Here is an 11,861-nt window from a genome sequence, read left to right as displayed (position 1 = left end):
CTCAGGGCTCGATCAGGCCGGTGCGGATGGCGTAGCGGGTGAGCTGGGTCCGGTCCCGCATCTCCAGCTTCTGCAGGACGTTGGCCCGGTGCCGCTCGACGGTCTTGACGCTGATCACGAGCAGGGCTGCGATCTCCTGCGAGGAGCGGCCCTCGGCGATGAGCTTGACGACCTCCGTCTCGCGTGCCGAGAGGATGCTGCCGGGCAGGCGTTCCCCGCGGCCGGCGCGCTGCAGGTACTCGCGCATGAGCGCGGTCAGAGCAGCCGGGTGGATGAACGGTTCCTCGCGCATGACGGCACGGCAGGCCTCGACGAGGTCGCGGTCGGCGACGGACTTGAGCACGTAGCCGGAGGCGCCGGCGCGCAGCGCCTCGAAGAAGTACTGGTCGTTGTCGTACATCGACAGCAGCAGGATGCGCGTGCCCGGGGAGCGGCGGGACAGCTCCCGGGCCGCCTGCAGGCCGGTGAGCCGGGGCATGGCGACGTCGAGGACGGCGAGGTCGATGGCGTGCACCCGGGCCAGGGCCAGTGCCTCCGCTCCGTCGCCGGCCTCGGCGACGACGGTCAGGTCCGGCTCGCCGTCCAGGATCAGCCGCACGCCGCGGCGCACGAGGGCGTGGTCGTCCGCGAGCAGGATCCGGGTGGGAGCCGGGCGGGTCACTGGCGGCCCGCCGTCCCCGGCGCCGGGACGAGCAGCCGCAGCTCGGTCCCGCCGTCCTGGTGGGGTCCGATGGTCAGCGTCGCGGCGACGAGCACCGCCCGTTCCCGCATGCCGCGGATCCCCGCTCCCTCGCGGCTGTCGCCGAGACCGCAGCCGTCGTCGGCGACCCGCAGCTGCACGGCGTCGCCGGCGAAGGTGGGCGTCAGGTCGACGCACACGCGGCCGGCGGCGGCGTGCCGGGCGACGTTGGTCAGCGCCTCCTGGGCCACCCGGTAGACGACCAGTTCGGCGTCCGGCCCGAGCGCAGGGAGGTCGGGGGAGAGGCGCCGGCACACCTGGGCGCCGGTGAGCCGGGCGTGCTCGGTCGCCAGCGAGGTCAGGGCGCTGACCAGGCCCAGGTCGTCGAGCACGCCCGGGCGCAGCCGCCGGACCACCTGCCGCACCTCGTCGAGGCTGGCCCGCGCGGTCTCCTGCACGAGCAGCACCTCGTGCCGGAGCTCGGCCGGTGCCCGGTCGGCCACCTGCCGCATGCCCAGCAGGACCGCGGTCAGGCTCTGCCCGACCTCGTCGTGCAGTTCCTGGGCGACCCGGCGACGCTCGGCCTCCTGCGCGGCCAGCGCCTGCCCGCTGGAGGCGGCGCGCTCGGCCTCGAGGCGGTCGAGCATGGCGTTGAAGCTGCTGATGAGGTCGGCGGCCGGGCCGCTGCCCGGCTCCGGCAGCCGCTGGCCGGGGCGGAGCAGGTCGACGCCCTCCATCAGGCTCCGCAACCGGTCCAGCGGCCCCAGCACCGCGCGGAGCAGCAGCCCGTTGGCCACCAGCATCACGGTCAGGCCGACGGACAGCACCAGCGCCTCGCGGGCGAGCACAGGCGTGGAGACGGTGGCCGGCGAGGCCGCCAGCACCGCGGTGCCGACCGCGAAGACGGCGCCGTTCACCAGGCACACCCGCCAGAACAGCGGCAGACCCCGCCCTGCCTCGCGCCGTGGTCCCTGCCCCATCCGCTGCCCCTGCCGCCCGGCTCCGGTGCCCGATGCCGTAGAGCCTCGGACACCGGACGCCGCCGGCCAAGGTCCCGTGCCCGAGATGGGGCCCACCACCCATGCCGTTCCGGCCGGAATGGGTGCTGCCACGGATTCCGGCCAGCCGACCCGCCGCCTCAGGATCTCCCGTGTGGGCCGGTGATCGGCAGGCGCAGGAGGACGTCCACGAGGAGGCCGGGTGCACCACGTCGCTGAGGCACTCCTCGCCCTCGGCGGCGCCTTCCTCGTGTGCGGTCTGGTCGCGCGCGCCGGTGTGCCCATCGGGCTGCCGACCATCCCGCTGTTCATGCTCGCCGGCCTGCTGCTGGGACCGAACACGCCGGGGTTCGTCCTGGTCGGCGACCCGGCGGACCTCGCGCTGGTCGCCCGCCTCGGCCTGGTGTTCCTCCTGTTCTACCTGGGCCTGGAGTTCTCGCTCGGCCAGCTGACGTCCGGCGGGCGGCGCCTGGCGGTCGCGGCCGCGGTCTACCTGTGCCTGAACGTCGGCGGTGGCCTGGCGCTGGGCTCCGCGCTGGGCTGGGGGACGTCGGAGGCCTTCGTGGTGGCCGGCATCGTCGGCATCTCCTCGTCCGCCATCGTGACCAAACTGCTGGTCGAGACGCGGCGGCTCGGCAACCCCGAGACCCGCGTCATCCTCGGGATCATCGTCATCGAGGACCTGTTCCTCGCCCTCTACCTGGCCCTGCTGCAGCCGGTCCTCGGCGGCGCCTCCGGCGTGCTCGAGGCCGTCCTCGGCATGGGCGTCGCCTTCGCGTTCCTGCTGGTGCTGACCGTGGTGGCCCGGCACGGGACACGGTGGGTCGGTGCCCTGCTGCGGACGAAGGACGACGAGATCGTCGTCGTCCTCGCCCTGGGGCTGGCGATCAGCACGGCCGGCGCGGGGGAGCACCTGGGCGTCTCCGACGCGATCGGCGCGTTCATGATCGGCCTGATCCTGGCCTCCACCCCGGCCGCACGCCGGCTGCGGCAGCTCACGCACCCGCTGCGGGACGGCTTCGGGGCGATCTTCTTCTTCCACTTCGGCCTGACGATCGACATCGGGGACGTCCTCGCGGTGCTCCCGCAGGTCCTCGTCGCCGCCGCCGCGACGGTCGTGCTGGCAGTCGTGGCCGGCATCGTCGCCGCCCGCCTGCACGGCCTCGGGCGTCTCGGAGCGGCGAACATCGGCCTGACCGTGCTGACCCGCGGCGAGTTCTCCCTGGTCCTCGCCTCGCTGGCGCTGGCCGCCGGACTCGATCCCCGGCTCGGCTCGTTCGCCGCCGGCTACGTCCTCGTCCTCGCCGTCCTCGGCCCGATCGCGGTCTACTCCTCCCCGCGCCTGGCCCGGCTGATCCCGCGCCGCCTCGTCCCCGGGGGCCGGGAGCCGGTCCGAGGGGCCGACGGCGTGCCGCTGGACCTGGACGTCGGGACCTCGTCCCTGCACGAACTGGGCACCGACCTCCTGCAGGTCCGGGTCCTGCCCGGGTCCCGCCTGCACGGCGTCTACATGAGCGAACTGCGCCTCCCCGACGGGGCGACCCCCGGCCTGCTCGCGCGCGACGGGACCACCTCCGCGGTCGCGCCGCACACCCGGCTGCGCACCGGCGACGTCCTGCTGGTCTTCACGCGGCCCGCCCAGCGCCCCGACACCGAACGCCGCATCCTCGCCGTCCACCGCAGCGGCCGGCTGGCCCACTGGCTGGGCGACACCGGCTCGTGAGCGCACGGCCGGACCGCGACGCGTCCGGACGGCCCGCCCGGCCGTCGTCGGTGCTGACCGTGCCGCCGCCGTCTCAGGGGCGCGCGCGGTCGATCAGCCGGGACAGCACGACCTCGCTGCGGGTCTGGTGGACGTTGGGCTGCTGCCGCAGCCGTTCGATGGCCTCCTCCAGGTGCGGGATGTCGGCGGCCAGGATGTGGACCAGCGCGTCCGCGGAGCCGGTGACGCTCCACGCGCCGACAACCTCGGGGACCTCCCCGAGACTGCGCCGCAGCTCCAGCGGGGACGGCGTCCCCTCCCAGAACACCTCCACGTAGGCCTCGGTCGTCCAGCCGAGCACCTCCGGGTCGACCAGCGCGGTGAAGCCCCGGAGCACCCCGTCGGCCAGCAGCCGGTCCACGCGGCGCTTCACCGCCGGCGCGGACAGCCCGACCTCGTCGCCGATGACGGCGTACGTGGCGCGGGCGTCGCGGGTCAGGCAGCCGATGATCTGCCGGTCGAGCGGGTCCAGGCGGTCCGCGGGCCGCTGCAACACATCGCTCACCTTAGGCCCTGAGACGCAACGGATGCGCGGTGGAAGCGCAACGCAGGTGCATTGATGCACGTGTCCGGCCTCTCTAGCCTCTGGTCACGGCCGGCGACCGGCGACCCCGGGGCCGGGCGGTGGAGTCCGACGCCCATCCGGAGGAGGCCCCCCATGACCACGCCGCGGCGCGCCAACAGGCCGCTGTCCTCGAGGGAGCACGTGGCGCTCACCGAGACGGCGACGGCGCACAACTACGCCCCGCTGCCGGTGGTGGTGGCCGAGGCGCACGGGGCCTGGGTGACCGACGTCGACGGCCGTCGCTACCTCGACTGCCTGGCCGGGTACTCCGCCCTGAACTTCGGCCACGGGCACCCGGTCCTGCTCCGGGCGGCCCGCGAGCAGCTCGAGCGGGTCACGCTCACCAGCCGCGCCTTCTACAACGACCGGCTCGGCCCGTTCGCCCGCGACCTGGCCGCCCTGGCCGGGATGGAGCTCGTGCTCCCGATGAACACCGGGGCCGAGGTGGTGGAGACGGGGATCAAGGTCGCCCGGCGCTGGGGTTACCGGGTCAAGGGCGTCCCCGCCGACCGGGCGCGGATCGTCGTCGCGGCGGACAACTTCCACGGCCGCACCACCACGATCATCAGCTTCTCCACCGACGACTCGGCGCGCGAGGGCTTCGGCCCCTTCACCCCCGGCTTCACCGTGGTGCCCTACGGCGACGCCGACGCGCTGCGGGCCGCGCTCACCCCCGACACGGTCGCGGTGCTGCTCGAGCCGGTGCAGGGGGAGGCCGGCGTGGTCGTGCCGCCGCCCGGCTACCTCGCGGCGGTCCGGCAGGCGTGCACCGACGCCGGGGTGCTGTTCATCGCCGACGAGGTGCAGTCCGGGCTGGGCCGCACGGGGGCCACCTTCGCCTGCGAGCTGGAGGGCGTCGTCCCCGACGTCTACCTGCTGGGCAAGGCCCTGGGCGGCGGCATCGTCCCGGTGTCGGCGGTGGTGTCCACCTCCGCGATCCTCGACGTCCTCACCCCGGGCAGCCACGGGTCGACGTTCGGCGGCAACCCGCTCGCGGCGGCGATCGGGCACGCCGTGGTGGGGCTGCTGGAGACCGGCGAGTACCAGGAGCGCGCGGCCAAGCTCGGCGTGCAGCTGCGCGACCGGCTCGACGACCTGGTCGGGCACGGCGTCCAGGCGGTGCGGACGCGCGGGCTGTGGGCCGGGATCGACGTCGACCCCGCGCTGATGACCGGGCGCGCCGCGTGCGAGCGGCTGGCCGCGCACGGCGTCCTGGTCAAGGACGCCCACGGGCAGACCATCCGGCTGTCCCCACCGCTGGTCGTCGAGCCCGCTGACGTCGACCGGGCCGTGGACGCGCTGGCCGCGGTCCTCGAGGAGGCGGGGCGCTGATCCCGGGCGCCACGCGCTGGAGGACACACCCGGGCGGTCGATTGACTTTCGATAGCTAGTTGCCGAGACTCGATGCGTGACGACGACGCGTCGGGTGGTCGGCCCGCTCAGGTTCCTGCTCGCGGTGGCGTTCGCCGCCCTCGTGCCGGCGCAGGTGTTCTTCCTGCCGGCGCTGTCGGCGGCGATGGCCGAGGACTCGCCCGAGCTGGCGCACCTGCGGTGGCCGACGCTCGTGGTCGCCGTCCTGGGGCTGGGCTGCGTCCAGGTCGTCATCGTGTGCACCTGGAAGCTGCTCACCCTCGTCGAGGACGACCGCATCTTCAGTGCGGCGTCCATGGTCTGGGTGGACGCCATCGTGGGGGCGATCGCCGCCGCGTGGCTCCTGCTCCTCGGCACGTTCGTCTGGTCCCTCGTGAGCGTGGGCCTCCCCGGACCGCCGCTCGTGCTCCTGCTGCTGCTCGTGGCCGGGGCCGTGGTCGGGCTGCTCGTCGTCGTGATGCGTGCGCTGCTGCAGCAGGCGACGACTCTACGGGCGGACCTGGAAGCGGTCATCTGATGCCGATCGTCGTGCGCATCGACGTCGAGCTGGCCAAGCGGAAGATGAGCGTGGGCGAGTTCGCCGAGCGGGTCGGGCTGACGCCGGCCAACGTCGCGGTGCTGAAGAACGGCCGGGCCAAGGCCGTCCGGTTCAGCACCCTGGAGGCCATGTGCCGGGTGCTCGGCTGCCAGCCCGGCGACCTGCTCGAGTGGGTCCCCGACGAGCAGGAGGCGCCGCACGCCGCGCACGAGGCCCGCCGGTGAGGGACGACGCCGACGTCCTCGTCGTGGGGGCCGGCCTGGCCGGGCTGCACACGGCCACGCTGCTCGCCCGCCGGGGGCACGAGGTGCTCCTGGCCGAGCGGCGGCCCGGGCTGACCGGCTCGATCCGCACCACGGGGATCTTCGTCCGCAAGACGCTCGACGACTTCCCGCTGCCACCGGAGTGCCTGGGCCCGCCGATCCGGCGCGTGGTGCTGCACCCCCCGGGACGCGGCCGTCCGGTGACCCTGGAGAGCGAGCGCGACGAGTACCGGGTGGGCGACATGGGTCCGCTGTACATGGCGGCGGCCCGCGAGGCGGCCGACGCCGGCGTCCGCATCGCATTGGGCACCCGCTACGAGGGGCGGCGGGACGGCGCGCACCTGCTGGCCGGCCCGGACGGGCCGACCCGGGTGCGGGCGCGGTTCGTCGTCGGCGCGGACGGCGCCCGCTCGCGCGTGGCCCGCGACCTCGGGCTGGACCGCAACCGGCACCTGCTGGTCGGCGCCGAGGAGGTCTTCGCGATCCCGCGTGGCGCGGAGCCGCCCACGTTCCACTGCGTGCTCGACCCCTCCCTGGCGCCCGGCTACCTGGCCTGGGTGGTGAACGACGGGCGGCACGCCCACGTCGGCGTCGCCGGCTACCCCGACCGCTTCCCCGACGGCATGCGACGGGCGCTGGACCGGTTCGGCGCCTCGGCGCCCGGGCTGCCCGACGCCGACCGTCCCGGGGAGGTCGAGCGGCGGGGTGGCCCGATCCCCGTCGGCGGCCTGCTGCGCCGGATCAGCGGTCCCGGTGGGCTGCTCGTCGGGGACGCGGCGGGTGCGGTCTCCCCGCTCACCGCGGGCGGCCTGGACCCGTGCCTGCGACTGTCGGTGCACGCGGCCGACGTCCTCGACGACGCGCTGCGCAGCGGGCGGCCGGATGCGCTCGAGCGGTACGACGGTGCCGCGCTGCGCGCCCGCTTCCGGGGGCGGCTCGCGCTGCGCCGGGGACTGGCCCAGGTGCGCACGCCGGCCGTCGCCGCGGCGGCGTTCACCCTGCTGCGGACGCCGGTCGGGCGGGCGGCGGCCCGCCGCATCCTCTTCGGCGACCGGTCCTTCCCCGCCCCCTGACGGCGTCCGGGTCGGCGCTCGGCGGAGCTCACCGGACCGGGCCGGTGCTGGCAGGCGCCCCAGCGTGACGTCAGCGGTCCGGGTCGTTGGCGGTCACGCAGAACGGCAGGCCCACCGGGTCCTCCAGGGCGACGAACCCGTTCCCGGGCCAGAGCACCCGGGCGCCCAGCGCCTGGACCCGCGCGACCTCGGCGGCCAGGTCGTCGGTGCCCAGGTCGAGGTGGGCACGCGCCCGCGGAGCCCCGTCGTCCTCGCCCAGCCGCTGGACGAGCAGCTGCACCGGGCTCTCGGAACGGTGCACCAGACGGCGGAACTCCGGCGAGTCCACCCGCTCGTCGGCCCATCCGGTCGCCGATCGCCAGAACTCCAGCTCGGTGTCGTACCGCTCCGCGGGGACGTCGACGCACAGCTGCACCAGCCGGCTGCGGTGCCCGCCCGGCCACGTCGTGGCGGCCGGCCGCTGGTGCGGGGAGGACTCGGCGCACACGCAGAACGGCAGCCCGGCCGGGGAGGTCATGACCTGCCACCCGTCCCCGGGGTGCCCGCGGACCGCACCGAGCCGCTCGAGGCGCGCGGGGTCGACGTCGAGGTCGCCCAGCAGGTCCAGGTGCACCCGCGGCGCACCCTCGATGGTCTGCACGTGCAGGTACGGGGTGCCGGTCGGCGGCGGAAGCGAGGTGAACTCGGGGTGGCCGGGCCACGCCTCGCCCGGGGACCAGCCGGTCACCGCCGACCAGAACGCCCGCGTCGCCCCGACGTGCCGGGTGGGCACGTCGAGGAAGGCGTGCACCCACGCCACCGGTGTCGGCACGAGGGCGAGGCTGGCACATCCGCCGCGGCCGGCACAGCCCGGCGCTCCCGGGGCGTCCGGGGCGCCGCGGTCAGGCGCCGTGGTCAGGCGCCGCGGCGGACGGCGGCACGGTCCGAGGCGCGGTGGTCCGGTGGGACGAGGGCCGGACCGGTACGCCGCAGCGGCGGTGCTCCGCGCGGTGTGCGGGGCCTCACCGCGGCGATCCGCCGGCGGGACCCGGCCCGCTCGTACGGTGGAGGGAGCGCGTCGGACGCCGACCAGTGGCTCGGGCGTCCGGCCCTCCCAGACCCAGCGCAGCGGGACGACAGCGTCCCTGCGAGACCGAGGACAGCGACATGCCCGACTCCTCCGCCTCCGACGCGGCGCGGCGGACCCACCGCCTGGTGCGCCGCCTGGTGCGCGCGTCCCGCGGAGGCGTCCGCCACGCGGCCGTCGTCCGGTGGGTGGGGCAGCTGGCACTCCTGGACTCCTGGTCGCCGGACAGCCACCGCCTGGGCTCGCCCCCGGCCGCGCGGCGGCAGCTGCGGGACGAGTGGACCCGCTCCGGGGAGCTCACCGAGTCCCAGGCGCGTGCGCTGGTGGCCCTCGACGAGACGACGCCCTGGCAGGTGTGACCACCGGTCCCGCGCCGACCGGCTCACCTCCGGCGGGCAGCAGGAGTGGCCGGCCCGGCTGCGGCGGGCGAGGTGCGTCCCGTTGCGTGGACACCTCCGTCCACGGAACGTTGTCGTTCTGCGGAGCCTCTCGCCATCCCGCATGATTCGTGGCTGACGCCTGGACCCCAACCGTCCTGCAGAGCACGACGAGGGAGTGGACATGGCACACGGCCCGGCCGCCGAGGGCGGCCACCTCCAGAAGGGCCTCAAGCAGCGCCACCTCACGATGATCGCCATCGGCGGTGTCATCGGCGCGGGCCTGTTCGTCGGCTCCGGCGCGGTCATCGGGAGGGTCGGCCCCGCCGCCTTCCTCACCTACGCGATCACCGGCGTCCTGATCGTCATGGTCATGCGGATGCTCGGCGAGATGGCGGTCGCCAACCCGTCGACGGGGTCCTTCGCGGACTACGCGCGGCAGTCGCTCGGCGGCTGGGCGGGCTTCAGCGTGGGCTGGCTGTACTGGTACTTCTGGGTCATCGTCGTCGGCTTCGAGGCCGTGGCCGGGGCGGAGATCCTGCAGCGCTGGCTGCCTGACATCCCACTGTGGGTCATGGCGCTCGTCCTGATGGTGCTCATGACGGCGACCAACCTGTTCTCGGTGGCCTCCTACGGCGAGTTCGAGTACTGGTTCGCCGGCGTCAAGGTCGCCACGATCATGGTCTTCATCGCCCTCGGCGCGTTCTTCGTCCTGGGCCTGTGGCCGGGCCGCGACCTGGACTTCTCCAACCTCACCGAGCACGGCGGGTTCCTCCCCAACGGCGTCGGCGCGCTCTTCTCCGGCATCGTCATCGTGATCTTCTCGATGGTCGGCGCGGAGATCGCCACCATCGCCGCGGCCGAGTCCGACGAGCCCGAGCGGGGGATCGTCAAGGCGACGAACTCGGTGGTCTTCCGGATCTCGGTCTTCTTCGTCGGCTCGATCTTCCTGATCGCGACGATCCTGCCCTGGAACGCCACCGAGCTCGGCGGGTCGCCGTACGTGGCCGCGATGGAGGAGATGGGGATCCCGGCGGCGGCCGAGATCATGAACGCGGTGGTGCTGACCGCGGTGTTGTCCTGCCTGAACTCCGGGCTCTACACGGCCTCACGCATGCTCTTCGTGCTCGCCGCCCGGCACGAGGCCCCGGGCCGGATGCTGAGCATCAGCAAGCGCGGGGTGCCCGCGTGGGCGATCCTGTCGTCGTCGGTCATCGGGTTCCTCTGCGTGGTCGCCGCCTACGTGTCCCCGGACACCGTGTTCCTGTTCCTGCTGAACTCCTCGGGCGCGATCATCCTGTTCGTCTACCTGCTGATCGCCCTGTCCCAGCTGCGGATGCGGCCGACGATCCCGCCGGAGCGGCTCCGGGTGAAGATGTGGTTCTACCCCGTCCTCACCCTGCTCACGGCGGCCGCCATCGTCGCGATCCTCGTCCAGATGTTCCTCGACCCGGACACGCGGTCCCAGATCCTGCTCAGCCTGCTCGCCTGGGCGCTCGTGCTCGTGGCCTACGTCGTCCGGCGCAAGGCGATCGGCGAGGCCCACCTGACGCAGGAGGGGACCGCCGCCGAGCAGCGCGCGGACCGGTGGATGCACGAGCACGGCGCCGTGGTCGACGTGGAGGTCGACGCCGCCGTGGGGGAGGGGCGCCTCGACCCGAAGGTGGTGCGCCGGATGGACGAGGAGGGCTACCCGACCGAGGGCCCGTGACCGCGGGACCGGAGGTCAGTCGGCGGTCATGGCCCGACGGCGGACGCGCTCGTCGTAGCGGTCCCGTGCGCCACTGACCGGTCTGCCGAGGTACTCGCCCAGCGTGACTCCGGCGGCGAGGGCGAGCCCGACGGCGGCGGCACCGACGAGGGCGGTGAGCCCACCTTCGATGTCGGCGTCGACGACGATCGCGAACAGGCCCTGGTAGATCGCCAGACCGGGCAGCAGCGGGATGATGCCGCAGACGGCGATGACCTGCGTGGGGACCCAGAGCCGCTGGGTCAGCAGCTCCCCGCAGAACCCGAGGACGACGGCCGCCACCCCGCTGGCCAGCGCGGGCCCGGCACCGGTCTCGCCGGACGCCCAGTACGCCGTCCAGGCCAGCGCGCCGGCCATCGCGGCGACACCGATGGCGCGCGGGCGGGCGTGGCAGGCCAGGGCCCAGGACCCCGCGATGCCGGCCGACGCGGCCAGCGCGACGGGGAACGGCACGGGGGAGGGCGAGGTCACGACGGTCAACGGGATCCCGGCCCGCAGGGCCAGGTCGAGCACGCCGGCGATGCCCACGACGATGCCGGCGGTCAGCGTCACCACCTCGAAGGCCCGCGCCGCGGCGGTCACCGGGAACCCGTTGATCGCGTCCTGGGCGGCGCCGACCAGGGACAGCCCGGCGAGCAGCACGACGATGCCGGCGGCGACGACCAGGGAGCCCCGGACGTCGACGTCCCAGGCGAGCAGGAGGACGGCGACGCCGGTGGCGATCGCGGCCCCGGCCGCCTGCTGGAAGAACAGCGGCAGGCTGCGCCGGCCGAGCACGCGCAGCACCTGCTCGATCAGCGCGGTGGTCAACGCCGCGATGAGGGCCTCCAGCCACCCGCCGCCGAGGACGAACCCGACGGAGCCGGCCAGCGCGGCCCAGCCCAACGCGTGCACGGAGCGGCGGTAGGTGGCGGGCGCCGACACCACGCGGTCCAGCCGGTGGTGTGCCTCCTCGACATCGAGGCCGCCCGCGCCGACCGCACGGGCCAGGTCGGTGATCCCCTGCAGCCGGGTGTAGTCGGTCCGGCTCGTGCGGACGATCCGCATCGCGGTGAGCGGCACCGCGTCCTCCCGGTCGTAGCTGACCGTGATGGACGTGTAGGTGATGTCGATCTGGCAGCTGGTCAGCCCGTAGGCGGCGGCGACCCGCAGCACCGTCGCAGTCACGTCGGCCGCGGGCGCCCCGACGGCCAGCATCGACTCGCCGATGCGCAGGGCCAGCCCCAGCGCGGCGTGCGCGGTGAGGTCGTCCATCCCGCCGCGCTGGGCCCGCAGGCCGATCGGCGCGGTCGGCGGGTCGTTCCCCGCGATGGCCCGCCACGCCCGCTCCGGGAGGCGCGCGTACGTCGAGAGACGGAACTGGGCACGGGTGGACACGCCCTCAGGCTAGGTCGGCACCGCCCGGGGGTCGGGGAACGA

Annotated in this window: 12 protein-coding genes; 7 read left to right on the top strand and 5 right to left on the bottom strand. The window is 74.7% G+C overall.

The window, feature by feature from the left end; genetic code table 11:
* Position 1: 1 nt before the first annotated feature.
* Positions 2-661, bottom strand: a complete 660-nt coding sequence (locus ACWIX7_RS26875; protein WP_448619451.1) for a response regulator — start codon at positions 659-661, stop codon at positions 2-4.
* Positions 658-1,659, bottom strand: a complete 1,002-nt coding sequence (locus tag ACWIX7_RS26870) for a HAMP domain-containing sensor histidine kinase (protein ID WP_448619450.1) — start codon at positions 1,657-1,659, stop codon at positions 658-660. The genes ACWIX7_RS26875 and ACWIX7_RS26870 overlap by 4 nt, the downstream gene beginning before the upstream one ends.
* A 220-nt stretch (positions 1,660-1,879) precedes the next feature.
* On the opposite strand from ACWIX7_RS26870, the gene ACWIX7_RS26865 reads away from it, so the two are divergent.
* A complete protein-coding gene (locus ACWIX7_RS26865) occupies positions 1,880-3,400 on the top strand; it encodes a cation:proton antiporter domain-containing protein (RefSeq protein ID WP_448619449.1) in 1,521 nt (506 codons plus the stop codon).
* 73 nt (positions 3,401-3,473) lie between these two features.
* Here the strand turns inward: ACWIX7_RS26865 and ACWIX7_RS26860 are convergent, their stop codons facing one another.
* Positions 3,474-3,944 carry an Lrp/AsnC family transcriptional regulator gene (locus tag ACWIX7_RS26860; protein WP_448619448.1) on the bottom strand — a complete coding sequence of 157 codons (471 nt, stop codon included), beginning with the start codon at positions 3,942-3,944 and terminating at the stop codon, positions 3,474-3,476.
* A gap of 153 nt (positions 3,945-4,097) precedes the next feature.
* On the opposite strand from ACWIX7_RS26860, the gene rocD reads away from it, so the two are divergent.
* The 4 genes from rocD (at position 4,098) to ACWIX7_RS26840 (ending at position 7,249) form a co-directional block, all read left to right on the top strand.
* Entirely contained in the window at positions 4,098-5,336 is a 1,239-nt protein-coding gene (gene rocD / locus ACWIX7_RS26855) for an ornithine--oxo-acid transaminase (RefSeq protein WP_448619447.1), read from the top strand.
* Between the two features lie 76 nt (positions 5,337-5,412).
* Positions 5,413-5,892, top strand: coding sequence for a DUF2975 domain-containing protein (locus ACWIX7_RS26850; protein WP_448619446.1), 480 nt, complete (start codon positions 5,413-5,415; stop codon positions 5,890-5,892).
* Positions 5,892-6,137 carry a helix-turn-helix domain-containing protein gene (locus tag ACWIX7_RS26845; RefSeq protein WP_448619445.1) on the top strand — a complete coding sequence of 82 codons (246 nt, stop codon included), beginning with the start codon at positions 5,892-5,894 and terminating at the stop codon, positions 6,135-6,137. The genes ACWIX7_RS26850 and ACWIX7_RS26845 overlap by 1 nt, the downstream gene beginning before the upstream one ends.
* Positions 6,134-7,249 carry an NAD(P)/FAD-dependent oxidoreductase gene (locus tag ACWIX7_RS26840; RefSeq protein WP_448619444.1) on the top strand — a complete coding sequence of 372 codons (1,116 nt, stop codon included), beginning with the start codon at positions 6,134-6,136 and terminating at the stop codon, positions 7,247-7,249. Before ACWIX7_RS26845 ends, ACWIX7_RS26840 begins: the two co-directional genes overlap by 4 nt.
* A gap of 70 nt (positions 7,250-7,319) precedes the next feature.
* Here ACWIX7_RS26840 and ACWIX7_RS26835 read toward each other — a convergent pair whose 3' ends face one another.
* Positions 7,320-8,060 carry a VOC family protein gene (locus ACWIX7_RS26835; protein WP_448619443.1) on the bottom strand — a complete coding sequence of 247 codons (741 nt, stop codon included), beginning with the start codon at positions 8,058-8,060 and terminating at the stop codon, positions 7,320-7,322.
* 335 nt (positions 8,061-8,395) lie between these two features.
* Here ACWIX7_RS26835 and ACWIX7_RS26830 point away from each other — a divergent pair, with 335 nt between their 5' ends.
* Together ACWIX7_RS26830 and ACWIX7_RS26825 are read left to right on the top strand one after the other, a co-directional pair.
* Positions 8,396-8,674, top strand: a complete 279-nt coding sequence (locus tag ACWIX7_RS26830; RefSeq protein ID WP_448619442.1) for a hypothetical protein — start codon at positions 8,396-8,398, stop codon at positions 8,672-8,674.
* Between the two features lie 202 nt (positions 8,675-8,876).
* Positions 8,877-10,403: an amino acid permease gene (locus ACWIX7_RS26825; protein WP_448619441.1), complete on the top strand. Its 1,527-nt coding sequence runs from the start codon at positions 8,877-8,879 to the stop codon at positions 10,401-10,403.
* Between the two features lie 15 nt (positions 10,404-10,418).
* On the opposite strand, the gene ACWIX7_RS26820 is transcribed toward ACWIX7_RS26825, so the two are convergent.
* Positions 10,419-11,819, bottom strand: a complete 1,401-nt coding sequence (locus ACWIX7_RS26820; protein WP_448619440.1) for a threonine/serine ThrE exporter family protein — start codon at positions 11,817-11,819, stop codon at positions 10,419-10,421.
* Positions 11,820-11,861: the final 42 nt, after the last annotated feature.

Source organism: Geodermatophilus sp. URMC 65, from assembly GCF_053502545.1.
This window is presented reverse-complemented; position numbering and strand designations above follow the sequence as displayed.